Annotated in this window: 17 protein-coding genes and 2 rRNA genes; 5 read left to right on the top strand and 14 right to left on the bottom strand. The window is 68.4% G+C overall.

The window, feature by feature from the left end; all coding sequences use genetic code 11:
* Positions 1-28 precede the first annotated feature (28 nt).
* From OG844_RS29000 to OG844_RS28990, 3 genes are all read right to left on the bottom strand, one after another.
* A 23S ribosomal RNA gene (locus OG844_RS29000) occupies positions 29-3,153 on the bottom strand.
* A gap of 296 nt (positions 3,154-3,449) precedes the next feature.
* Positions 3,450-4,975, bottom strand: a 16S ribosomal RNA gene (locus OG844_RS28995).
* Together the 16S and 23S rRNA genes form the textbook arrangement of a ribosomal RNA operon.
* A 652-nt stretch (positions 4,976-5,627) precedes the next feature.
* A complete protein-coding gene (locus OG844_RS28990; RefSeq protein ID WP_406396294.1) occupies positions 5,628-6,611 on the bottom strand; it encodes a GlxA family transcriptional regulator in 984 nt (327 codons plus the stop codon).
* Positions 6,612-6,714: 103 nt separating this feature from the next.
* On the opposite strand from OG844_RS28990, the gene OG844_RS28985 reads away from it, so the two are divergent.
* On the top strand, positions 6,715-7,299 hold the full coding sequence (locus OG844_RS28985) for a cysteine hydrolase family protein (RefSeq protein WP_406394227.1): 585 nt from the start codon (positions 6,715-6,717) through the stop codon (positions 7,297-7,299).
* Positions 7,300-7,310: 11 nt separating this feature from the next.
* Here OG844_RS28985 and proC read toward each other — a convergent pair whose 3' ends face one another.
* From proC to OG844_RS28970, 3 genes are all read right to left on the bottom strand, one after another.
* Positions 7,311-8,120, bottom strand: coding sequence for a pyrroline-5-carboxylate reductase (gene proC / locus OG844_RS28980; RefSeq protein WP_385612145.1), 810 nt, complete (start codon positions 8,118-8,120; stop codon positions 7,311-7,313).
* A gap of 180 nt (positions 8,121-8,300) precedes the next feature.
* Positions 8,301-9,074, bottom strand: a complete 774-nt coding sequence (locus tag OG844_RS28975; RefSeq protein ID WP_406394224.1) for an ABC transporter permease — start codon at positions 9,072-9,074, stop codon at positions 8,301-8,303.
* The gene (locus tag OG844_RS28970; RefSeq protein WP_406394223.1) at positions 9,071-9,889 is read right to left on the bottom strand and encodes an ABC transporter ATP-binding protein; all 819 of its coding nucleotides are present in this window, start codon (positions 9,887-9,889) and stop codon (positions 9,071-9,073) included. The genes OG844_RS28975 and OG844_RS28970 overlap by 4 nt, the downstream gene beginning before the upstream one ends.
* A gap of 141 nt (positions 9,890-10,030) precedes the next feature.
* On the opposite strand from OG844_RS28970, the gene OG844_RS28965 reads away from it, so the two are divergent.
* Complete coding sequence (locus OG844_RS28965) at positions 10,031-11,512, top strand: SulP family inorganic anion transporter (protein ID WP_406394222.1); 1,482 nt, start codon at positions 10,031-10,033, stop codon at positions 11,510-11,512.
* Here OG844_RS28965 and OG844_RS28960 read toward each other — a convergent pair.
* From OG844_RS28960 to OG844_RS28950, 3 genes are read right to left on the bottom strand one after another with little or no spacing between them, the layout of a single operon-like run.
* On the bottom strand, positions 11,505-12,284 hold the full coding sequence (locus OG844_RS28960) for a class I SAM-dependent methyltransferase (RefSeq protein ID WP_406394221.1): 780 nt from the start codon (positions 12,282-12,284) through the stop codon (positions 11,505-11,507). The two genes, OG844_RS28965 and OG844_RS28960, sit on opposite strands and share 8 nt — an antisense overlap.
* A gap of 51 nt (positions 12,285-12,335) precedes the next feature.
* Positions 12,336-12,884: a hypothetical protein gene (locus OG844_RS28955; protein WP_406394220.1), complete on the bottom strand. Its 549-nt coding sequence runs from the start codon at positions 12,882-12,884 to the stop codon at positions 12,336-12,338.
* A gap of 34 nt (positions 12,885-12,918) precedes the next feature.
* Positions 12,919-13,245 (bottom strand): SH3 domain-containing protein, encoded by a 327-nt coding sequence (locus OG844_RS28950; RefSeq protein WP_329209836.1) that lies wholly within the window; start codon positions 13,243-13,245, stop codon positions 12,919-12,921.
* A 123-nt stretch (positions 13,246-13,368) separates the two neighbouring features.
* On the opposite strand from OG844_RS28950, the gene OG844_RS28945 reads away from it, so the two are divergent.
* Entirely contained in the window at positions 13,369-15,537 is a 2,169-nt protein-coding gene (locus OG844_RS28945; RefSeq protein WP_406394219.1) for a protein kinase domain-containing protein, read from the top strand.
* A gap of 31 nt (positions 15,538-15,568) precedes the next feature.
* Here the strand turns inward: OG844_RS28945 and ilvD are convergent, their stop codons facing one another.
* From ilvD to OG844_RS28925, 4 genes are all read right to left on the bottom strand, one after another.
* Positions 15,569-17,419 (bottom strand): dihydroxy-acid dehydratase, encoded by a 1,851-nt coding sequence (gene ilvD / locus OG844_RS28940; RefSeq protein WP_406394218.1) that lies wholly within the window; start codon positions 17,417-17,419, stop codon positions 15,569-15,571.
* Between the two features lie 127 nt (positions 17,420-17,546).
* Positions 17,547-18,179, bottom strand: coding sequence for a TetR family transcriptional regulator (locus tag OG844_RS28935; RefSeq protein WP_406394216.1), 633 nt, complete (start codon positions 18,177-18,179; stop codon positions 17,547-17,549).
* Complete coding sequence (locus OG844_RS28930) at positions 18,176-19,000, bottom strand: sugar phosphate isomerase/epimerase family protein (protein WP_406394214.1); 825 nt, start codon at positions 18,998-19,000, stop codon at positions 18,176-18,178. The genes OG844_RS28935 and OG844_RS28930 overlap by 4 nt, the downstream gene beginning before the upstream one ends.
* Positions 19,001-19,082: 82 nt before the next feature.
* A complete protein-coding gene (locus OG844_RS28925) occupies positions 19,083-20,030 on the bottom strand; it encodes a Ppx/GppA phosphatase family protein (protein WP_329209827.1) in 948 nt (315 codons plus the stop codon).
* A gap of 41 nt (positions 20,031-20,071) precedes the next feature.
* On the opposite strand from OG844_RS28925, the gene OG844_RS28920 reads away from it, so the two are divergent.
* Positions 20,072-20,911: a hypothetical protein gene (locus tag OG844_RS28920; RefSeq protein WP_406394212.1), complete on the top strand. Its 840-nt coding sequence runs from the start codon at positions 20,072-20,074 to the stop codon at positions 20,909-20,911.
* 128 nt (positions 20,912-21,039) lie between these two features.
* On the opposite strand, the gene OG844_RS28915 is transcribed toward OG844_RS28920, so the two are convergent.
* Complete coding sequence (locus OG844_RS28915; protein WP_406394211.1) at positions 21,040-22,782, bottom strand: BACON domain-containing protein; 1,743 nt, start codon at positions 22,780-22,782, stop codon at positions 21,040-21,042.
* 194 nt (positions 22,783-22,976) lie between these two features.
* Here OG844_RS28915 and radA point away from each other — a divergent pair, with 194 nt between their 5' ends.
* On the top strand, positions 22,977-24,389 hold the full coding sequence (radA, locus tag OG844_RS28910; protein ID WP_329209821.1) for a DNA repair protein RadA: 1,413 nt from the start codon (positions 22,977-22,979) through the stop codon (positions 24,387-24,389).
* Positions 24,390-24,425: the final 36 nt, after the last annotated feature.

Below are 24,425 nucleotides of genomic sequence, written 5' to 3'. Positions count from 1 at the left end.
AGAACTAACACAGTGGACGCGAGCAACTGAGGACAAGCCCTCGGCCTATTAGTACCAGTCAGCTCCACCCGTTACCGGGCTTCCACATCTGGCCTATCAACCCAGTCGTCTACTGGGAGCCTTAACCACTCAAGGTGGTGGGAATACTCATCTCGAAGCAGGCTTCCCGCTTAGATGCTTTCAGCGGTTATCCTTTCCGAACGTAGCCAACCAGCCATGCCCTTGGCAGGACAACTGGCACACCAGAGGTTCGTCCGTCCCGGTCCTCTCGTACTAGGGACAGCCCTTCTCAATATTCCTACGCGCACAGCGGATAGGGACCGAACTGTCTCACGACGTTCTAAACCCAGCTCGCGTACCGCTTTAATGGGCGAACAGCCCAACCCTTGGGACCGACTCCAGCCCCAGGATGCGACGAGCCGACATCGAGGTGCCAAACCATCCCGTCGATATGGACTCTTGGGGAAGATCAGCCTGTTATCCCCGGGGTACCTTTTATCCGTTGAGCGACAGCGCTTCCACAAGCCACTGCCGGATCACTAGTCCCGACTTTCGTCCCTGCTCGACCCGTCGGTCTCACAGTCAAGCTCCCTTGTGCACTTACACTCAACACCTGATTGCCAACCAGGCTGAGGGAACCTTTGGGCGCCTCCGTTACTCTTTAGGAGGCAACCGCCCCAGTTAAACTACCCATCAGACACTGTCCCTGATCCGGATCACGGACCTAGGTTAGACATCCAGCACGACCAGAGTGGTATTTCAACGACGACTCCACAACCACTGGCGTGGCCGCTTCAAAGTCTCCCACCTATCCTACACAAGCCGAACCGAACACCAATATCAAACTATAGTAAAGGTCCCGGGGTCTTTCCGTCCTGCTGCGCGAAACGAGCATCTTTACTCGTAGTGCAATTTCACCGGGCCTATGGTTGAGACAGTCGAGAAGTCGTTACGCCATTCGTGCAGGTCGGAACTTACCCGACAAGGAATTTCGCTACCTTAGGATGGTTATAGTTACCACCGCCGTTTACTGGCGCTTAAGTTCTCAGCTTCGCACACCCGAAAGTGCACTAACCGGTCCCCTTAACGTTCCAGCACCGGGCAGGCGTCAGTCCGTATACATCGCCTTACGGCTTCGCACGGACCTGTGTTTTTAGTAAACAGTCGCTTCTCGCTGGTCTCTGCGGCCACCCCCAGCTCAGGAAGCAAGTTCCCTCACCAGTGATGGCCCCCCTTCTCCCGAAGTTACGGGGGCATTTTGCCGAGTTCCTTAACCATAGTTCACCCGAACGCCTCGGTATTCTCTACCTGACTACCTGAGTCGGTTTAGGGTACGGGCCGCCATGAAACTCGCTAGAGGCTTTTCTCGACAGCATAGGATCATCCACTTCACCACAATCGGCTCGGCATCAGGTCTCAGCCTTAATGTGTGACGGATTTACCTGCCACACGGCCTACACCCTTACCCCGGGACTACCACCGCCCGGGCTGGACTACCTTCCTGCGTCACCCCATCGCTTACCTAATACAAGTCTGGTTCATCGGCTCCACCACTACCCTCAACTCCGAAGAGATCGGGCCGGCTTCACGGACTTAGCATCGCCTGATTCAGTATTGGGCGTTTCAAAGCGGGTACCGGAATATCAACCGGTTGTCCATCGACTACGCCTGTCGGCCTCGCCTTAGGTCCCGACTTACCCTGGGCAGATCAGCTTGACCCAGGAACCCTTAGTCAATCGGCGCACACGTTTCTCACGTGTGTATCGCTACTCATGCCTGCATTCTCACTCGTGAACCGTCCACAACTCGCTTCCGCGGCTGCTTCACCCGGCACACGACGCTCCCCTACCCATCCCAGCCCCCGTTGGGGGTATGTGCTGGAATGACACGACTTCGGCGGTACGCTTGAGCCCCGCTACATTGTCGGCGCGGAATCACTTGACCAGTGAGCTATTACGCACTCTTTCAAGGGTGGCTGCTTCTAAGCCAACCTCCTGGTTGTCTCTGCGACTCCACATCCTTTCCCACTTAGCGTACGCTTAGGGGCCTTAGTCGATGCTCTGGGCTGTTTCCCTCTCGACCATGGAGCTTATCCCCCACAGTCTCACTGCCGTGCTCTCACTTACCGGCATTCGGAGTTTGGCTAAGGTCAGTAACCCGGTAGGGCCCATCGCCTATCCAGTGCTCTACCTCCGGCAAGAAACACACGACGCTGCACCTAAATGCATTTCGGGGAGAACCAGCTATCACGGAGTTTGATTGGCCTTTCACCCCTAACCACAGGTCATCCCCCAGGTTTTCAACCCTGGTGGGTTCGGTCCTCCACGAAGTCTTACCTCCGCTTCAACCTGCCCATGGCTAGATCACTCCGCTTCGGGTCTTGAGCGCGCTACTAAATCGCCCTATTCGGACTCGCTTTCGCTACGGCTTCCCCACACGGGTTAACCTCGCAACACACCGCAAACTCGCAGGCTCATTCTTCAAAAGGCACGCAGTCACGACTGCATGTGCAAGCACATACAGCGACGCTCCCACGGCTTGTAGGCACACGGTTTCAGGTACTATTTCACTCCGCTCCCGCGGTACTTTTCACCATTCCCTCACGGTACTATCCGCTATCGGTCACCAGGGAATATTTAGGCTTAGCGGGTGGTCCCGCCAGATTCACACGGGATTTCTCGGGCCCCGTGCTACTTGGGTGTCTCTTAAACGAGCCGTTGATGTTTCAGCTACGGGGGTCTTACCCTCTACGCCGGACCTTTCGCATGTCCTTCGCCTACACCAACGGTTTCTGACTCGTCTCACAGTCGGCAGACCATGAAAAAGAGATCCCACAACCCCGCATGCGCAACCCCTGCCGGGTATCACACGCATACGGTTTGGCCTCATCCAGTTTCGCTCGCCACTACTCCCGGAATCACGGTTGTTTTCTCTTCCTGCGGGTACTGAGATGTTTCACTTCCCCGCGTTCCCTCCACACTGCCTATGTGTTCAGCAGTGGGTGACAGCCCATGACGACTGCCGGGTTTCCCCATTCGGAAACCCCCGGATCAAAGCTTGGTTGACAGCTCCCCGGGGACTATCGTGGCCTCCCACGTCCTTCATCGGTTCCTGGTGCCAAGGCATCCACCGTGCGCCCTTAAAAACTTGGCCACAGATGCTCGCGTCCACTGTGCAGTTCTCAAACAACGACCAGCCACCCATCACCCCGTTCCGAAGAACGAGTGCACTGGGGCCGGCAACCGAAGGCAGCCTTACGGCCATACCTTCAGATACCCAACAGCGTGCCCGACCCGACCGATCCCTCTCACTTTCCACGCCGAAGCAGTACTCGCAAAAACAACCTGTCGTGCCGAATAGTCAACGTTCCACCCATGAGCAACCACCGTCGAACATTTGCCGACGAAATGGTCTCTGGATTCCCCGAAGAGAACCTAGATGCTCCTTAGAAAGGAGGTGATCCAGCCGCACCTTCCGGTACGGCTACCTTGTTACGACTTCGTCCCAATCGCCAGTCCCACCTTCGACAGCTCCCTCCCACAAGGGGTTGGGCCACCGGCTTCGGGTGTTACCGACTTTCGTGACGTGACGGGCGGTGTGTACAAGGCCCGGGAACGTATTCACCGCAGCAATGCTGATCTGCGATTACTAGCAACTCCGACTTCATGGGGTCGAGTTGCAGACCCCAATCCGAACTGAGACCGGCTTTTTGAGATTCGCTCCGCCTCGCGGCATCGCAGCTCATTGTACCGGCCATTGTAGCACGTGTGCAGCCCAAGACATAAGGGGCATGATGACTTGACGTCGTCCCCACCTTCCTCCGAGTTGACCCCGGCAGTCTCCTGTGAGTCCCCATCACCCCGAAGGGCATGCTGGCAACACAGAACAAGGGTTGCGCTCGTTGCGGGACTTAACCCAACATCTCACGACACGAGCTGACGACAGCCATGCACCACCTGTATACCGACCACAAGGGGGGCACCATCTCTGATGCTTTCCGGTATATGTCAAGCCTTGGTAAGGTTCTTCGCGTTGCGTCGAATTAAGCCACATGCTCCGCTGCTTGTGCGGGCCCCCGTCAATTCCTTTGAGTTTTAGCCTTGCGGCCGTACTCCCCAGGCGGGGAACTTAATGCGTTAGCTGCGGCACCGACGACGTGGAATGTCGCCAACACCTAGTTCCCAACGTTTACGGCGTGGACTACCAGGGTATCTAATCCTGTTCGCTCCCCACGCTTTCGCTCCTCAGCGTCAGTAATGGCCCAGAGATCCGCCTTCGCCACCGGTGTTCCTCCTGATATCTGCGCATTTCACCGCTACACCAGGAATTCCGATCTCCCCTACCACACTCTAGCTAGCCCGTATCGAATGCAGACTCGGGGTTAAGCCCCGAGCTTTCACATCCGACGTGACAAGCCGCCTACGAGCTCTTTACGCCCAATAATTCCGGACAACGCTCGCACCCTACGTATTACCGCGGCTGCTGGCACGTAGTTAGCCGGTGCTTCTTCTGCAGGTACCGTCACTTGCGCTTCTTCCCTGCTGAAAGAGGTTTACAACCCGAAGGCCGTCATCCCTCACGCGGCGTCGCTGCATCAGGCTTTCGCCCATTGTGCAATATTCCCCACTGCTGCCTCCCGTAGGAGTCTGGGCCGTGTCTCAGTCCCAGTGTGGCCGGTCGCCCTCTCAGGCCGGCTACCCGTCGTCGCCTTGGTAGGCCATTACCCCACCAACAAGCTGATAGGCCGCGGGCTCATCCTTCACCGCCGGAGCTTTTAACCCCGTCCCATGCAGGACAGAGTGTTATCCGGTATTAGACCCCGTTTCCAGGGCTTGTCCCAGAGTGAAGGGCAGATTGCCCACGTGTTACTCACCCGTTCGCCACTAATCCACCCCGAAGGGCTTCATCGTTCGACTTGCATGTGTTAAGCACGCCGCCAGCGTTCGTCCTGAGCCAGGATCAAACTCTCCATGAATGTTTTCCCGTAATCGGGAGAGCACCATAAAAGAGCGGGACAACCAACCGGAATAGGGCTGGTCATCCACAGCGTCCTCGCTGATGTTGCCTACCCGCCACATGGGCCAGTAGGACTTCAAAGGAACCACCAACCCACCGAAGTGGGCCGGGGTATCAACAAATTTGGCGTTGACTTTTGGCACGCTGTTGAGTTCTCAAGGAACGGACGCTTCCTTCGGTCCCGTTTCACCGGGGCCCTCCGGGCGCTTCCCTTCGTTCTTGCGTTTCCGACTCTATCAGACTCTTTCGTGTCCGATTCCCGGCCGAAGCGGGCCCCCTGCGAAGCAGGAGAATTGTTACTGCGCTTTCCAGTTCTTCGCTTTCGCGTTTCCCTTTCCGGCGAGTCCGACTCTATCAGATCCTTTCGGGCCTGATTCCCAGTCAGCGGGGCTTGTCTTCGCGGCTGTTGGGCCGTTCCGACGAGTGAGACTTTAGCGGAATCCGGGGCCCCGACGCTAATCGGGTCATCGTTCCTTCGAACGTGGATTCCTCATTCCGAACATGCACACAGAAAACATGCGACAAAGGTCGCCCGTTTCTTGTGGTCACTACGGAATGGCTGTCCGGGGACCGACCGGGGTCGGCGCTCACGTCGGACAACTCGGAGCACACTACGGATCCGTACGGGTGGTGTCAACCTCCGGCTCGGCCCCTGCGTCGCGAAAGGCCTTCCGGTAGTCGCGCGGGCTGGTGGAGAGGTGCGCCGCGAAGCGCTGGCGCATGGTGACCTCGCTGCCGAACCCCGTGCGGCGGGCCACCTCCGGGAGAGGGAGGTCCGTGCGTTCGAGGAGCTTCTGGGCTGCGGCGATGCGCTGCGTGATCAGCCAGCGCAATGGGGTGGTCCCGGTGGTGGCCTGGAAGTGACGGGCGAAGGTGCGTGCGGACATGCCGGCTCGGGTCGCGAGGGTGGCCACGGTGTGCGGTTCCGCCAGATGGGCCAGCGCATGGGCCCGGACCGAGGCGAGCGTGTCGGCGTCCCGGTCGGACTCCGGGGTGGGGTGCTCGATGAACTGGGCCTGGGTTCCGGTCCGGAAGGGGGCCGTGACCATCGAACGGGCGATCGCCGCCGCGGCTTCGGCGCCATGGGTGATGCGGACCAGATGGAGGCAGAGGTCGATGCCGGCCGCCGTGCCCGCCGAGGTCCAGATGTTCCCGTCGCGGAGGAAGAGGGCATCCGGCACCACGGTGACCTGGGGGTGATGGGCATGGAGGAGGTCGGTGAGGTCCCAGTGGGTGACGGCCTGGCGGCCGTCGAGCAGCCCCGCCTGCGCAAGCGCGAAGGCGCCGCCGCAGAGCGCGGCGATGGGTGTGCCCCGCGCATGGGCTCCGCGCAGCGCTTCGAGCACCGCGGTCGGGGCCGGGGTGAGGTGGTCGTCGAGGCCGGGCACCACGATCAGGTCGCAGCGGGACAGCCAGGTCAGCGTCCGGTCCGGGGTGAGGGACAGACCGCCGCGGAGCGGAATGGGCTCAGGGGCGGCGGCGGTGCGGCGCAGGTCGAAGGCGGGGACACCGCGGTCGGTGCGGTCCACACCCCAGACCTCGGTGATGACGGAGACGTCGAACGCCCGGACTCCCGGGAACGAGACCAGGGCGATGCGGGCGGGGCGGTTCGGCGACGCGGTCACCTTGGCAGTAAAGCATCGATCGATGGCTTTCCGAGCTCTGGGAGAGGGTCGCCCGTGGACGGAGAGTGGGGGCATGGAGATCTCAGGGAACGCAGCGCTGGTCGTGGTGGATGTGCAGCAGGGCTTCGAGGAGGAGGCGTACTGGGGACCGCGGAACAATCCGGATGCCGACACGAACATCGCGGGGCTGATCGATGCCTGGCAGGCGAGTGGCCGGCCCGTCGTGTTCGTGCGGCATGACTCGACCGAGCCGGGCTCGCCCCTGCGGGTGGGCTATTCGGGCAATGCGTTCAAGGAGTACGTGGAGGAGCGTCGCGGAAAGGGGCACGGGTCGGAGTTGTTGCTGACGAAATCGGTGAACTCCGCCTTCTACGGGACGCCCGATCTGGATGCCTGGCTGCGGGAGGCCGGGGTGCGGCAGATCGTGGTGGCCGGGATTCAGACCAACATGTGTGCGGAGACGACAGCGCGCATGGGCGGCAATCTCGGGTACGAGGTGTTCTTCGCCTTCGATGCGACGTACACCTTCGACGCGGTGGGGCCGTGGGGATGGGCCCTGGGCGCGGACGAGCTGGCGCGGGCCACCGCCGTGACGTTGCACGGCGGTGGGTTCGCGAGCGTGGTGCGCAGTGCGGAGCTGGTCGCTGCGGTGAAGTAGCGCGGCCGGTCTCAGCCGTTGCCGGAGGCGAGCTCGCGGCTGCGGTCGCGGGCTGCTTCGAGTGCGGCGATGAGGGCGGCTCGTACGCCGTGGTTCTCCAGTTCCCTGATGGCGCTGATGGTGGTGCCGGCCGGGCTCGTGACGGCCTCGCGGAGCTTGACCGGGTGTTCACCGCTGTCCCGGAGCATGATCGCGGCGCCGATGGCGGCCTGGACGATCAGGTCGTGGGCCTGGGCACGGGGCAGGCCGAGCAGGATGCCTGCGTCGGTCATGGCCTCGACGAGGAAGTAGAAGTACGCGGGTCCGGAGCCGGAGAGCGCGGTGGCGGCGTCCTGCTGGGACTCGGGGACGCGGAGGGTCTTGCCGACGCCGCCGAAGATCGCCTCGGCGTGGGCGAGGTGTCCGGGGGCGGCGTGGCTGCCGGCGGAGATCACGGACATGCCCTCGTCCACGACGACGGGGGTGTTCGGCATGACACGTACGACCGGGGTGCCCTCGGTGAGGCGCTCCTCGATGAACGCCGTCGGGATTCCGGCTGCGGCGGTGATGACGAGACGGTCGGCGGTGACGTGCGGGGCGAGTTCGTCGAGGAGCTTGCCCATGTCCTGCGGCTTGACCGCGAGGATGAGGATGTCCGCGCTCTTGGCTGCTTCGGCGTTGGTGACGGACTCGACGCCGTAGCGGGTGCGGAGCTCTTCGGCACGCTCGGAGCGCCGTGTGGTCACCAGGAGATCGGCGGCGCGCCAGCCCGCCCGGATCATGCCGCTGAGCAGAGCCTCGCCGATCTTTCCTGTACCGAGGACTGCGACTGTCTGGGTCATGCGGTTTCACCCTCCGGGTGGCGGTTCTCGTCGTTGCCGCCATCCTCGCACCGGGCGCTCAGGGCCTCTCGTCTGGATCAGGCCGGATCAGCGGGGTCCGGTGCGTGCAGCTGCAAGGCGGAGGAAGGAGTCGACGCGATGGGGTCTCCCCTGCTCGAGCGAAGCCGAGAGCTCGGGGACTCAGGTGGTGCGGCGCCGGAGGGTGGCCGCGCCCAGGCAGAGGACGAGCAGGGCGCAGCCCGCGACGATCACGATGTCGCGGAAGAAGTCGGCGGTGATGTCGGTGTGGGTGAGGACCTCGTTCATCCCGTCGACGGCGTACGACATCGGCATGACGTTCGAGACGGCTTCCAGGACGGGGTGCATCTGGTCGCGCGGGGTGAACAGTCCGCACAGGAGCAGCTGGGGGAAGATCACGGCCGGCATGAACTGGACCGCCTGGAACTCGGAGGCGGCGAAGGCCGAGACGAACAGGCCGAGCGCCGTGCCGAGCAGCGCGTCGAGCAGGGCGACCAGGAGCAGCAGCCAGGGCGATCCGACGACGTCCAGGCCGAGCACCCACACGGAGAGTGCCGTGGCCAGCAGGGACTGGACGACGGCGACCGCGCCGAAGGCGAGTGCGTAGCCGGCGATCAGGTCTCCCTTGCCCAGGGGCATCGCGAGGAGACGTTCGAGGGTGCCCGATGTGCGTTCGCGCAGCGTGGCGATCGAGGTCACCAGGAACATCGTGATGAGCGGGAAGATGCCGAGCAGCGAGGCGCCGATGGCGTCGAAGGTCTGCGGGCTGCCGTCGAAGACGTAGCGCAGCAGCGTGATCATCAGGACCGGGACGATCAGCAGCAGCGCGATGGTGCGGGGATCGTGCCGGAGCTGGCGCAGGACGCGGGCGGCGGTGGCCAGGGTGCGGGCGGGGCTCAGTAGCTGAGGGGTGGGCGCTGGGGCTGTGGTGCTCATCGGGTCGTCTCCTGGCGGGTGGCGGTGGCGGCCTCGTCCACGAGGTGGAGGAAGGCCTCCTCGACGGTGGCGCAGCCGGTGCGGGTGCGCAGGCCTTCGGGGGTGTCGGAGGCGAGGATCTCGCCCGCGCGCATGAGCAGCAGCCGGTGGCAGCGCTCGGCCTCGTCCATGACGTGGGAGGAGACGAGGATCGTGGTGCCCCGGTCGGCGGCGAGGGTGTGGAAGAGGTTCCAGAGGTCCCGGCGGAGTACGGGGTCGAGACCCACGGTCGGTTCGTCGAGGACCAGGAGTTCGGGTGTGCCGAGCAGGGCGACCGCGAGGGAGACGCGGCTGAGCTGGCCACCGGAGAGGTTCCCGGCCAGGGCGTCGGCGTGGGTGGTGAGGTCGACGTCCTGGATCGCGCGGGTGACGGCTTCCCCGCGGGCGTCCCGGTGGCTGCGTCCCGGCCGGAGGACGGCCGCGAAGTAGTCCAGGTTCTGCCGGACGGTGAGGTCGGTGTAGACGGACGGGGCCTGGGTGACGTAGCCGATGCGGGGGCGCAGTGCGGGGTGCCCCGCGGGGCGGCCGAGGACGTCGAGGGTGCCGGCGACCTTGGCCTGGGTGCCGACGACGGAGCGCATGAGTGTGGATTTCCCGCAGCCCGAGGGGCCGAGGAGTCCGGTGATCCGGCCGGGCTCGACGGCGAAGTCGAGGCTTCGGAGGACGGTGCGGTCGCCTCGTTCGACGGTGAGGGCGCGGGCTTCGACGGCGGCTGCTGCGGCGGGTGCGGCTGTGGGCGCGCGCCCGGCTCCCGCACCGTACGGAGAATTCATCATGTGATGAATTTTCGTCCCGTCGGAGGTCCCGCGTCAAGGGATCGGCGTGGCGTCGGGCGCAGTCGGCCCGGGGCGTGATCGGTATGAGTGGTCCCCTCCCGTTCCACCCCGTTCCGCTCTGTTCCATCCCGTACTGCGCCCATGCTTCTCACCGCACACTGCCGACGGAGGCACCTTCTCTTGCGTGGCATCCCGGTCTCTCGCGCCGACTTCACCGCTTCACTCGTCGTCTTTCTCGTTGCCCTGCCCCTGTGCGTCGGCGTGGCCGTCGCCTCGGGCGTGCCGGCCGAGCTCGGACTGATCACCGGGATCGTCGGAGGAATCGTCGCGGGGCTGCTCCCGGGCAGCAGCCTGCAGGTCAGCGGTCCCGCGGCCGGGCTGACCGTGCTGGTGTACGAGGCGGTCGCGCTCTACGGGATCGGCGCCCTCGGGGTGCTGGTCCTCACCGCAGGCGCACTGCAGGTGGCCCTGGGCGTCATGCGGCTCGGACGGTGGTTCCGTGCCGTGTCCGTCGCCGTGGTGCACGGGATGCTCGCCGGGATCGGACTGGTCCTGATCTCCGGTCAGGTGTACGTGCTCGCCGACGCGACGGCTCCGGGCTCCATGGGGCAGAAGATCGCCGGGCTGCCCGGCCTCCTGCTCGGCGAGGGGGTGTCCGGTCCGGCCGTCGCGCTGGGGGTGGGGACCGTCGTCGTACTGACGCTCTGGCCGAAGTGGCGGCGGGCGGCGCGTGTGGTGCCCGCGCCGCTGGTGGCGGTGGGACTCGCGGCCGGGGCCACCGCGGTGTTCGGTCTGCCGGTGCACCGGCTGGAGGTGAACGGCCTGCTCGACGCCGTACAGCCGCCGGGGATCGCCGAGTGGGCGCGGCTTCTCGAAGCCGGGGTCCTCGGCACCGTCCTCGCGTTCGCCCTGATCGCCTCGGCGGAGTCACTGTTCAGCGCGGCGGCGGTGGACCGGCTGCACAACGGGAAGCGGACGGACTACGACAAGGAGCTGATCGCGCAGGGCGCGGGCAACGCGGTGTGCGGAGTGCTGGGCGCCCTGCCGATGACCGCCGTGATCGTGCGCAGCGCCGCCAATGTGCAGGCCGGCGCGCGGACGAAGGCATCCCGGATCCTGCACGGTGTGTGGCTGCTGCTCTTCGCCGCGGCCCTGCCCATCGCGCTGGGGATCATTCCGGTGGCGGCCCTGGCGGGCGTACTCGTCCACGCCGGCTACAAGCTCATTCCCGTACGGACACTGGTGCCGCTGTGGCGTGAGCACCGTGGTGAGGCGGTGGTGCTGGGGGTGACGGCCGGGACGATCGTGGCGACAAGCCTGTTCGAGGGGGTCGTGGTCGGACTGGTGCTGGCCGTCGCCAAGACCGCCTGGGACATCAGCCATGTACATGTGGAGATGGAGGAGGGCGTCGGTGGTGTGCTGCGGGTCCGGGTGGCGGGCACTGCCACGTTCCTGCGGCTTCCGAAACTGCTGGACGCCCTGGACGCCCTGCCGCGCGACCGGGTTGTGGAGCTGGATCTGGCCGGGCTCCGGCACACCGACCACGCGTGTGCGGCCGCTCTGGAGGGATGGGCCGAGGCCCACGATGCACGGCGGGACCAGGAGACCGGCACGGTCAGCTGATCGCCACGATGAGGTCGGCGACATAGCGCTCCTCGACCGTGCCGTCCGGGAAGAGCCCTGCGAGGTGGCCCCGCTCCGCGGCGAGGAAACGGCGGGTTGCCTCCTCGCCCGCCGTGCCGAGCACGAGGAACGCGGAATGGCTGGCGAGGTTGGCGAGGTGGGTGTCGACCGGCACCTTCCGGGACCAGGGGAGCAGGCGCTGCGCGAAGGTGCTGCCGGCCGGCCTGGGCAGCTCCCGGAAGCGGCTGCCGGGGACCGGGGACGCCGGCGACGAGCCGTGCGCGCTGTCGTCGGCGCCGAGGTGGCGACGCAGACGGGTGTCCTGGCCCGCGATCCACGGGACGGCGTGGTCGGAGACGTTCCACCACAGCGCCAGTGCGCCTCCGGGACGCAGGACGCGGAACGCCTCGGGCATCGAGCGTTCCTGGTCCGTCCAGTGCCACGACTGTGCGTAGGTGATCAGGTCGGCCGACGCGGTGGCCAGAGGGAGACGGTTGCCGTCGCCCCGCACGATCGGTACGGACGGAAGCGTCCGGTGCAGTTCGGCAGCCATTCCGGGGCCCGGCTCCACGGCCGTGACCCTGGCGCCCCGGGCATGGAGCAGCCGGGTGGCGATGCCCGTTCCGGCGCCGACGTCGACGGTGCGGGCGCCCCGCAGAGGACGCCCCGCCAGCTCCTCGACGGCGTCGAAGAGCGCGGGCGGGTAGTCGGGGCGGGCCGCCGCATACTGGGCGGCGGCACGGTCGAACGAGAGGGCTCGGGCGGAGGACATGGGTTCATCGTGCCTCTGCCCCGGCGTACGCGGGAGCGGTTTCCGCGGGCGCTACTTCCGCCCGGTGCGCTTGCCCTTGGCGCTCCTGCGGGCCGCCGGGTTGCCCGTGCGGGTCGAGCGGCGCTTCACGTACTGGGCGAGCGCCGTCTCGTACTCCGTGCGCCGGAGCTTCTCGCCCGGCGCCTCCAGGAGCGAGCGGAAGAAGTACGCGAGGAGCGAGCCGATGAAGCCGATGGACTTGAGGCCGCGCAGGCTGTCCTCACGGGACGGGTCGGCGGGACGGCGGCTGAACCCGTCCCAGGTCCTGCGGAAGGCGATGGCGCTGCACACCGCGAACATCAGGACCACGAGCATGCCCACGAGGCTGCCGACCTCGGCGATCTCCAGGCCCTCGTAGGCGAAGCGCAGGACGAAGCACGAGGCGACGGCTGCCGCGAGCGAGCCGACGGCCGCGCCGGCCCGCCGCAGCCCGTAGCCACCGTCGTGGTCGACCCAGGTCGTACCGAAGAAACGAAGGGGCTCGGGCTGCGGTCCCGGCGTGCTGCCGCCGGACGTCGTGCTGCCTGAGGGCGTGCCGGATGCTTCGCTGTTCTCGCTCACGGAATCGATTATCCCCGGGCGAGCGCTGTGCGTGTCAGTCGCAGCGCGGGGCGATGTAGCCGTCACTGCCCGTGTGCACGTACGCGTCGGACACGAACTCGCCGCTGGCGATGTTGTCCCAGAGGTTCGTCGTGCCGTACGGGCCGCTGATCCACTCCCCCGGCTTCTGGCAGTAGACCGGGACGCTCATCCCGTACGGCAGCGTCCTGACGATCCCGTACTGCGTGCCGGGACCCTTGCGGACGTTGACGCGGTAGCCCGGAGCGATGGGATATCTGACGACGCTCGCGGCGAGCGTCGTCACCCCCTGGTCGTCCGCCGCCGCACTGTCGGTGATGCCGGTGTTCTCTCCAACGCCCATGAGGGCCTCCCCCGTTGAAAACGATGCGTACGACGCGCAGGCTAACAAGCCCCACCCCTCTCGCACTCACCATCGACTAGGCTCCGTGCGTCGCGCTTGCGGACGAACACACGGGGGTGGGCGGTGCCGCCGCTGCGAGGTACCGGATCGCATCCGGAAGCGGAACAACCTGAGTACGCCGGGCGGTACCGGCTCGAGGCATGTCTCGGTGCGGGCGGCATGGGTGTGGTGCACCTGGCGCGCTCCGCCTCCGGGCTGCAGCTCGCGGTCAAGGTGGTGCACCGCCAGCATGCGGCGGACCCCGAGTTCCGGGCACGTTTCCGGCAGGAGGTCGCGGCTGCCCGCCGGGTCAGCGGCGCGTTCACCGCGCCGGTCGTGGACGCCGACCCGGCAGCCGAACTGCCCTGGATGGCCACTCTCTACGTGCCCGGCCCGACGCTCTCCGCGCAGGTGAAGCGGAACGGGCCGATGAGCCCGGCCGCGCTGCGCAGGCTCACGGCGGGGCTGGCCGAGGCGCTGCGTGACATCCACCGGGCCGGGGTCATTCACCGCGATCTCAAGCCGAGCAACGTGATGCTCCCCGACTCCGGCCCCAAGGTCATCGACTTCGGGATCTCCCGGCCCTACGACAGTGATCTGCGCACCGAGACGGGAAAGCTGATCGGCTCGCCCCCGTACATGGCGCCCGAGCAGTTCCAGAGGCCGCGCGAGGTCGGCCCCGCCGCGGATGTGTTCGCGCTGGGCGCGGTGCTGGTCCACGCGGCGACCGGCCGGGGGCCCTTCGACTCGGACAGCCCGTACATCGTGGCCTATCAGGTGGTGCACGACGAGGCCGATCTGGCCGGGGTGCCCGCCGATCTGGCTCCGCTCGTCGGGCGGTGCCTGGCGAAGGATCCCGCGGAGCGTCCCACCCCGGACGAGATCATGGCGGCGCTGCACCCCCCGTCGTACGAGGCCACGGCGTTCGTACCGGCACAGCGGCGTCCGCCCTCCGTCAGGTCCGTGGCGGGGTCCGGCGCGCGGGAACCCGCACAGGAGACGGCGACCCACATACGGGCGGCGGAGCCGCCTGCCGTGGCGAGGCGCGGGCGGCGGACGGGGCGGCGGCTCGCGGTGGCCGGGGGAGTGCTCGCTCTGGTCGCCGGCTGCGTGTGGGCGTCCGGCGCATGGGACGGTTCCGGGACCCAGGCCACGCACGAGGCCGAGGGGAAGAAGAAGAGCGCGCCGGCTTTCGTACCGTGGCAGACACCGCTGCCTTCCTCGCAGGGCTCGACGCCCTCGTGCTCCCCCTCGGGGACGGGCGCGGACGCCGCCCTGTACTGCGTGGCCGCGGGCTTCGGCACGGCGCGGCTGGACCCGTCGGACGGCCGGTTGATCTGGTCTCACCGGGACGCCTCGCCGGAGGCCCCCGAACTGGGAGCGGCGGCCGCCGGACCGGCGTACACCGCCGTGCCGGGCGGAACCCTGCGGGCCCATGACCCCGGCCGTGGCACAGCTCTCTGGGACGCGGACCTCTCCGCGTACCTCGACGTCCCCTTCCCCGCCGGTGACACGCTCCTGATGGTCGGGCGGGACGGCACCGCGCAGGGCCTCGACGCCACGACCGGCGCGTCGCGCTGGCGGCACACCGTCGCCGGCCACCGGCAGCCGGGCTACGCGCTGTACGAGAGCGGGACGGGCCTCGCGTACGTCTTCGAGAACTCGGCGCACGGGACCACCACGCTCGTCACGGCGCTCGAGGCGGAGACCGGGCGCACCGCCTGGCAGCGCCGGCTGGACGGGACACTCACCCCGGCCGGGGCATCCGACGGGGTGCTCGTCCTCACGTCCATGAACGAGAGCGCCCAGACCACCGGGCTGGTGCGCTACGACCCGGTGCGGCGGAGTGCCACACGGACGACGCTGCCCTTCCGGGTGAACGAACCGGAGGTCGTGCTCGACGGCGACACCGCGTATCTGCTGGAACGCGGCGGCACACTGCTGGCCGTCGGGATCCGGCCGGGCAGCGGGAAGGCGGAACGGTGGCGCCTGGAGACGGCCGTCGGGCTCACGTCCTCACCCGTCCTCGGAGAGGGCGACCGGCTGTACTTCTCCGCGGCCGACGGGCGGCTGCTCGCCGTCGACACGGAACACGGCACGCTGCTCGGACAGACCCGTCCACGGCTGAGGGCGGGGAAACTCAGCCACGCCTCGTCGCTGCCCGCTCCGGTGGTCCTCGGCACGGCCGTGTACGGAACCTCCCCGGACGGTTCCGTTTTCGCCGTGGACGCGAACGACCCCGCCCTCTGGTGATACCGGGGGCGGGGTCGGCCGTGCGGTGGTGTCAGCCGAGCTTGGAGACGTCGCGGACGGCACCGCGGTCCGCGCTCGTCGCCATGGCCGCGTAGGCCCGCAGCGCCGCCGAGACCTTGCGGTCGCGGTTCTTCGGCGCGTACACGCCGTTCAGGGCCGCTCGGCGGGTGGCCAGCTCGGCGTCGGGGACGAGGAGCTCGATCGAACGGTTCGGGATGTCGATCCTGATCCGGTCGCCGTCCTCGACGAGCGCGATCGTGCCGCCGGACGCCGCCTCCGGCGAGGCGTGCCCGATGGACAGGCCCGACGTACCGCCGGAGAAGCGGCCGTCGGTGACGAGGGCGCAGGTCTTGCCGAGGCCGCGCCCCTTCAGGAACGACGTCGGGTAGAGCATCTCCTGCATGCCGGGTCCGCCGCGCGGGCCCTCGTAGCGGATGACGACGACGTCGCCGTGCGTGATCTCCTTGCGGAGGATCTTGTCCACCGCGTCGTCCTGGGACTCGCAGACCACGGCCGGGCCCTCGAAGGTCCAGATCGATTCGTCCACACCGGCTGTCTTGACGACACATCCGTCGACCGCGAGGTTGCCCCTGAGGACCGCGAGGCCGCCGTCCTTCGAGTACGCGTGCTCCACGGATCGGATGCAGCCGCCCTCGGCGTCGAGGTCGAGGGTGTCCCACCGCTCGGACTGCGAGAAGGCGGTCGCGGAGCGGACGCAGCCGGGGGCCGCGTGCCACAGCTCGATCGCGTCGGGGGACGGGGAGCCGCCCCGCACGTCCCAGGACTTCAGCCAGTCCGCGAGGGAGTCGGAGTGGACGGAGTGGACGTCCTCGTTGAGGAGGCCGCCGCGGTAGAGCTCTCCGAGGATGGCGGGGATGCCGCCGGCCCGGTGGATGTCCTCCATGTAGTACGTGCCGCCGGGCGCGACGTTCGGCGCGACCTTCGCGAGGCAGGGCACGCGGCGCGAGATCGCGTCCATCTCCGGGAGGCCGAAGTCGAGCTCGGCCTCCTGGGCGGCGGCCAGCAGGTGCAGGATCGTGTTGGTGGAGCCGCCCATGGCGATGTCCAGGGCCATGGCGTTCTCGAAGGCCGCTCGCGAGGCGATGTTCCGCGGGAGGACCGTCTCGTCGTCCTGCTCGTAGTGGCGCTTGGTGATCTCGACGATCGTGCGGCCGGCGTCCACGTACAGCGCCTTGCGGGCGGTGTGCGTGGCGAGGACCGAGCCGTTGCCGGGCAGGGCCAGGCCGATCGCCTCGGCGAGGCAGTTCATCGAGTTGGCGGTGAACATGCCGGAACAACTGCCACAGGTCGGACAGGCGTTCTCCTCGATGCGGAGGATGTCCTCGTCCGAGATCTTGTCGTTCACCGCGTCGGAGATCGCGTCGACCAGGTCGAGGCTGCGGACGGTGCCGTCGACGAGGGTGGCCTTGCCGGCCTCCATCGGGCCGCCGGAGACGAAGATCGTGGGGATGTTGAGGCGGAGGGCCGCCATCAGCATGCCGGGGGTGATCTTGTCGCAGTTGGAGATGCAGATCAGCGCGTCGGCGCAGTGGGCCTCGACCATGTACTCGACGCTGTCCGCGATGAGGTCGCGGGAGGGCAGGCTGTAGAGCATGCCGCCGTGGCCCATCGCGATGCCGTCGTCCACCGCGATCGTGTTGAACTCGCGGGGCACCGCGCCTGCGGCCTGGATCGCCTCGGAGACGATCCGGCCGACGGGGGCGAGGTGGGTGTGACCGGGGACGAACTCGGTGAAGGAGTTGGCGACCGCGATGATCGGCTTGCCGATGTCCTCACTGGCTACGCCGGACGCCCGCATAAGGGCGCGGGCGCCCGCCATGTTGCGGCCGTGGGTGACAGTGCGGGACCTCAGATGGGGCATCGCCGATCGCTCCTTCGACAGATAAGGAATGTCTCCGAGCGTACGCCCCGCTCCAGGATCTGGACAGCGAGTCCGGATTCCGGGACGCGGTGCCCAGTGTCCGGGCAGGTGCGGCACCCGCCCCGCCCTACGGGATGTCCTGCCCCGTGAGGTAGCGCTGGAGCGTCGGGGCGACCATGGCGATGATCTTCTCCGGGTCCGCCGACGCCAGTGGCTCCGCCTGGATCACATAGCGCAGGATCGCGATCCCGATCATGTGCGAGGCGGCCAGTTCGGCACGGAAGGTCGGGTCGGGTACGTCCAGGTCCCCCGCGATCCGCTCCAGCAGCCGTCGCAGCACGAAGCCGCGCAGGACCTTCGCGGCCGCCTCGTGCGTGAGCGCGGAGCGCAGGATCGCCAGCATCGGCGCGCGGGACACCGGGTTCTCCCAGACTCCGATGAAGTACCGGGCCAGCCGCTCGCCGACGCCGTCCATGGGGCCGCCGAGGATCTCGGGGATGACGAGCGCGGGCTCGAAGGAGACCTCGATGGCCGCCGCGAAGACCTCGTCCTTCGTACCGAAGTAGTGGTGGACGAGGGCCGCGTCGACGCCCGCCGCCTTGGCGATGCCGCGCATCGAGGCCTTGTCGTAGCCGCGCTCGGCGAATTCGGCACGCGCCGCCTCGAGGATCCGCGTCCTGGCGTCGGGGCCGGCGGTCTTCGCCGTACGGGAGGGGCGGCCCCGGCGGCGGGGAGCCGGTCCGTCCGCGCCCGGAGTCATGAGCGGGGTGCCTGCGCGGAGGACGCCAGGTGGAGCCGGGTGAAGGCGAGCGCCTCCGCGAGGTCGGCCTCGCGTTCGGCCGCTGACATGGCGCGGCGCGTGTTGACCTCGATGACGACGTGACCGTCGAAAGCGGTACGGGCGAGGCGCTCCAGCAGTTCCGCGCAGGGCTGGTCGCCCCGGCCGGGCACCAGGTGCTCGTCCTTGGCGGAACCCTTGCCGTCGGCGAGGTGGACGTGGGCGAGGCGGTCGCCCATCCGGTCCACCATCGCCATGCTGTCGGTCCGTGCGGTCGCGGTGTGAGAGAGGTCCACGGTGAAGTGCCGGTAGTCGTCCTGGGTGACGTCCCAGTCGGGGGCGTACGCGAGCATCTCGCGGTCCCGGTAGCGCCACGGGTACATGTTCTCCACCGCGAACCGCACATCGGTCTCGTCCGCCATGCGCCAGATTCCGCTGACGAAGTCGCGTGCGTAGTTGCGCTGCCAACGGAACGGCGGGTGCACCACCACCGTCGACGCACCGAGCTTCTCCGCCGCCGCTCTGGCCCGCTGGAGCTTGACCCACGGGTCGGTGGACCAGACCCGCTGCGTGATCAGCAGACAGGGCGCGTGCACGGCGAGGATCGGGACCTGGTGGTAGTCCGACAGCCGCTTCAGCGCCTCGATGTCCTGACTGACCGGATCGGTCCAGACCATGACCTCGACACCGTCGTAGCCCAGGCGCGCGGCGATCTCGAAGGCCGTCGCCGTCGACTCCGGATAGACCGAAGCCGTCGACAGGGCGACCTTCGCATCCGGGATGCGCACCACTGGTTCTGCCACGGAGACAGGGTACGGGCAGCGGTGCGCGTCCAAGAGGGACCCCGGCTGAAAGTGAGAAGGGCCATGACCGCCGGGCCGGGGATCAGTCGAGTGCCACCTGGCCGGTCGGAAGGTGGTCCAGGCGGCGCAGGATGACTCCTTCGCGCAGCGCCCAGGGGCAGATCTCCAGCTCCTCGACCCCGAACAGGTCCATGGCCCCTTCGGCGACCAGCGCCCCTGCCAGCAGCTGTGCCGCTCTCCCCTCGGCCACCCCGGGCAGGTGCCCCCGCTGCTCGACGGTCATCGCCGCCAGCTTCGGCACCCACTCCTCCAGCGCCTTGCGTGTGAGGACGCGCTGTACGTACAGGCCCTCGGCGGAGCGCGCCGCGCCCGCTATCCTGGCGAGCTGCTTGAAGGTCTTGGAGGTCCCGACGACGTGATCCGGCGGGCCCAGCCGGGTGAACTCGCCGACCGTACGGGCGATGCCTGCCCGGACGTGGCGGCGCAGCATCCGTACGTCCGTCGCGGCCGGCGGATCCCCGGGCAGCCAGCTCGCGGTGAGGCGCCCGGCGCCGAGGGGCAGCGAGACGGCGGCGTCGGGCTCCTCGTCCATCCCGTACCCGACCTCCAGCGAACCGCCGCCGATGTCCAGCACCAGCAGCTTCCCCGCCGACCAGCCGAACCAGCGGCGGGCGGCCAGGAAGGTCAGCCGGGCCTCCTCCTCACCGCTGAGTACGGCGAGGGCGATGCCCGTCTCCTCCCGCACCCGGGCCAGTACCTGGTCCGCGTTGCTCGCCTCGCGCACGGCGGACGTGGCGAACGCGAGTACGTCCTCGCAGCCCTTGTCCTCGGCGGCCCGCAGCGCGTCGGTGACCGTCGACACGAGCCGGTCGACGCCCTCGGGGCCGATCGCCCCGTCCATGTCGAGGAGTTCGGCCAGCCGCAGCTCCGCCTTGTGCGAGTGTGCGGGCAGCGGGCGGGCGCCGGGGTGCGCGTCGACCACCAGCAGATGAACCGTGTTCGACCCCACGTCGAGGACTCCGAGTCTCATACCCGGAACGCTACTGCTCCGGTCGGTCTTACTCTTGGCCCGTGCCAAAGACGAAAAAGGCGAAGCCGGACAAAGTCACGAAGAAGCAGAAGATGAAGCGGGAGATGCAGCAGCCGGAAGCAAAGGGGCCCGGCGGGCCCGATGAGAAGGGGCTCGACTTCGCGCGGGCCTGGGTCGAGTTTCCCGACCCCGCCGACGACGAGCAGGTCTTCCGTTGCGATCTGACCTGGCTGACGTCCAGGTGGACCTGCATCTTCGGCAGCGGCTGCCAGGGCATCCAGGCGGGCCGTGCGGACGACGGGTGCTGCACGCTGGGCGCGCACTTCTCGGACGAGGACGACGAGAAGCGGGTGGCCGGTCACGTCGACCGGCTCACTCCCGACCTGTGGCAGTTCCACGACGTCGGCACGGAGTCGGGCTGGGTCGGCGTCGACGAGGACGGCGAACGCCAGACGCGGCGCTGGGAGGGCTCCTGCATCTTCCAGAACCGTCCCGGGTTCGCGGGCGGCGCGGGCTGCTCGCTGCACATCCTGGCGCTGCGGGAGGGCAAGGAGCCGCTGGAGACGAAGCCCGACGTGTGCTGGCAGCTGCCGGTCCGGCGTACCTACGACTGGATCGACCGGCCCGACGACACGCGCGTGCTCCAGGTCTCGATCGGGGAGTACGACCGTCGGGGCTGGGGGCCGGGCGGCCACGATCTGCACTGGTGGTGCACCTCGGCGACGTCGGCGCACGGGGCCGGGGATCCGGTCTACGTGACCTACCGTCCGGAGCTCGTCGAGCTGATGGGCGAGCAGGCGTACGAGCGGCTGGTCGAGCTGTGCGAGGAGCGGCTGTCGTCGCTGCTGCCGATGGCACCGCATCCGGCTGATCCGGTCTGATCGGGGTCTGATCCGGCCGATCCGCCCCGGAGGCGCGTGATCCGGCCGCGCGGCTCCGGCCTGCGGTGATCGCGGCCCGATGCGCGGAGGACAAACGTTCCGCCGCCCACCGGGCCGTGTGCTGTCCGTCAGTCCGTCGGCTCGGGACTGCCCCCCGGGTCCGTGGTCGCACCGGACGGGCCGGGTGTGGGCGACGGAGGGTCGGTGGCGGGCGGCGTCGGATCCGGGGAGTCCGTGGGGTCCGGGGTCGGATCCGAAGGGCCGGGCGTCGGATCCGTGGGGTCCGGGGTCGGGTCGGGCGACGGCGAGGACGGCGACGGCTCGGGGGAGCCGGAGGGCGGATCCGGGTCCGGGCTTCCCGGTGGCGGCACCGTGGCACCGTACCCGTTGATCGCGACCACGGCACCCGACGGGGCGAGCACGATGCGCGCGCTCCACGCTCCCGCCGGTTCCGCCGCGTGGTTCACGAGGGCGTGGACGGTGACGCTCCGGCCCGGAGCGATCGTGCCGGAGGAGCGGCTGAGGTACAGCCACGGCACGTCCGCCCGGGCCGACCAGGCGACGGCTTCGGTGCCGGTCGCGGTCAGGGTGATCGTCGTACGGCCGCCGGACGAACGGGCCGCGACCCTGAGCGCCCCGGGTCCGTGCCTGCCGCCGCCGGCACTGATCACCTCGGCCGAGACGTCCGGCCTCCGGCCCGCGTCGGTGAAACGGCCGTCGGCGTCGGGACGGGCGTTGCCCGCGTTCTCGTAGTGGTCGTACGGATCGCCTTCGAGCCCGGCTCCCCCGTCCACCTCCGTCGCGGTCACCGAGGAACCGTCGCGGCCCTCGCCGGTCAGCGGTGCGCCCCGGTAGGCGGCCCACAGGGCGATGACCGGGGCGGCGACGACCGTCGCCACGACCGTCGTCGTCACGACCCGGGCACGCAGCCGGTCCCGGCGCGCGGCATGGTCCTTCGGGTCGAGGGGGAAGCCCGTCCGGCCGAAGCGCGGGGTGCCCGACCGGGACCGCCTCGCGTGGACCAGGGCGACGCGCACCGAGGGGCGCGGCGCCTCCAGGACCGTCAGCGCGGTGGCCGGGACGACGGTCGCGCCGGGCCACGGTCCTGCGGCCCCCGCCCGTTCGGCGGCGCCGCGGCACCGGGGACAGTCGTCGACGTGCCGGACGAGCTCGCGGCGCAGGGCCGCGGAGAGCAGGACCCGGTGGGTGCCGGTGAGCCGGGCGACGGTGGGGCAGTTCCCCGTCTCGACGACCGCGAGTGCGGCGCGGGTGCGCTCCACCTCGCAGGCCGCGGCGGCCAGGAGCTCCCGGGCGGTCGCGGGTTCCAGGCCGAGGACGGCGGCCACCGCCCGCGGGGTGAGCCGGTGACGAACGGCGAGCTCCAGCGCCTCGCGCTGTTCGGGGGTGGTGCCCGCGGCCTCCGGCCAGGCGAGCTGGGCGAGTTCACGCCGGCGTGCTTCGGTGGCGGGGGACTCCGCGTGACCCGGGGCGACCGCTTCCTCCGGGGTGGTGCCGGAGGCGGGTGACGGGGGCGGCTGGGTGGCCCTCCGGCGGTGGGCCTGGCGGCCCCGCTTCTGCTCCGTGAGCGTGCGCAGGCACATCCACCTGGCCAGGGCGTACAGCCAGGATTTACGTTCCTCCTCGGTCGCGGGACACCGGCCCTCCTGACGCTCCGCGATCGCGAGGACGCCGCCGAGCGCCTCGGTGGCCGCCTCGTGGTCGCACAGCACGGAGAGGCAGTAGGTGAACAGGCCGTCGAGATACGGCTCGTAACGTGCGGCCGTTCGCTGCGCCGCCGGGCGGGGCCCGCGGCGGTGCGCCCGGGGTGCGCCGGTGGTGTGTACGGGTGTCTCCAGCCTGCTGCTCGTCACCTGGCGACCGTAGGCAGACGAAGGTGCGCCCTTGGCGCCCCTTCCGCACATTTAATCCTTACGGGTGAATGTATCCCCCCAAAGGGGACGGTAATCCCGTATTCCGATGGAAATACCGCATCGCGCACATGTTCGTCACCCGTGACTCCGGTCGGCTGGTCGGCACTGTCGGACCACCCCTATACGGTGACGCCATGGCTGCCCGTACGAAATCCGCGAAGGACCGGCCGTCCTACCGCTGCACCGAATGCGGCTGGACGACCGCCAAGTGGCTCGGCCGCTGCCCCGAATGCCAGGCCTGGGGGACGGTCGAGGAGTTCGGCGGCGCCCCTGCCGTGCGCACCACGGCCGCGGGCCGCGTCTCCACCGCCGCCGTGCCCATCGGGCAGGTCGACAGCCGCCAGGCCACGGCGCGCTCGACCGGGGTGAGTGAGCTGGACCGGGTGCTCGGAGGCGGGCTCGTGCCGGGGGCCGTCGTGCTGCTCGCGGGCGAACCGGGCGTCGGGAAGTCGACGCTGCTGCTGGACGTGGCGGCGAAGGCCGCGAGCGACGAACACCGCACGCTGTACGTCACGGCGGAGGAGTCCGCGAGCCAGGTGCGGATGCGGGCCGACCGGATCAGGGCGATCAACGACCACCTGTACCTGGCTGCGGAGACCGACCTGTCGGCTGTTCTCGGCCATCTGGACGCGGTCAAGCCGTCCCTCCTCGTCCTCGACTCCGTACAGACCGTCGCCTCGCCGGAGATCGAGGGCGCACCCGGCGGCATGGCGCAGGTCCGAGAGGTCGCGGGCGCCCTCATCCGGGCCTCGAAGGAGCGCGGCATGTCGACGCTCCTGGTCGGCCATGTCACCAAGGACGGCGCGATCGCGGGGCCGCGGCTCCTGGAGCACCTCGTCGATGTCGTGCTGTCCTTCGAGGGCGACCGGCACGCCCGCCTCCGTCTGGTACGGGGCGTCAAGAACAGGTACGGGGCCACGGACGAGGTCGGCTGCTTCGAGCTGCACGACGAGGGCATCACCGGACTCGCCGATCCTTCCGGCCTCTTCCTCACCCGGCGCGACGAGCCGGTTCCCGGCACCTGCCTGACCGTCACCCTGGAGGGCAAGCGCCCTCTCGTCGCGGAGGTCCAGGCGCTGACCGTCGATTCGCAGATCCCCTCGCCCCGGCGCACGACCTCGGGCCTGGAGACCTCCCGCGTCTCGATGATGCTGGCGGTTCTCGAGCAGCGCGGCAGAATCAGCGCACTCGGCAAGCGTGACATCTACAGCGCGACGGTCGGCGGCGTGAAGCTCACCGAGCCCGCCGCGGACCTCGCGATCGCGCTGGCCCTGGCCAGCGCTGCGAGCGACACCCCCCTCCCGAAGAACCTCGTCGCGATCGGCGAAGTGGGCCTCGCCGGGGAGGTCAGAAGGGTTACGGGGGTCCAGCGCAGGCTCGCCGAGGCGTACCGTCTCGGGTTCAAGCACGCCCTGGTCCCGAGGGACCCGGGGCAGGTCCCCGCCGGTATGAAGGTCACGGAAGTCGCCGACATGGGTGATGCTCTGAGAGTCCTTCCGCGCAGGTCTCGCTCGGACGGACCACAGGAGGACGGCGCACGCCGGTAGACTTTGCCCTGGTCTCGCCCGCCCGTACGAACGGCA

Source organism: Streptomyces sp. NBC_00887, assembly GCF_045207585.1.
This window is presented reverse-complemented; position numbering and strand designations above follow the sequence as displayed.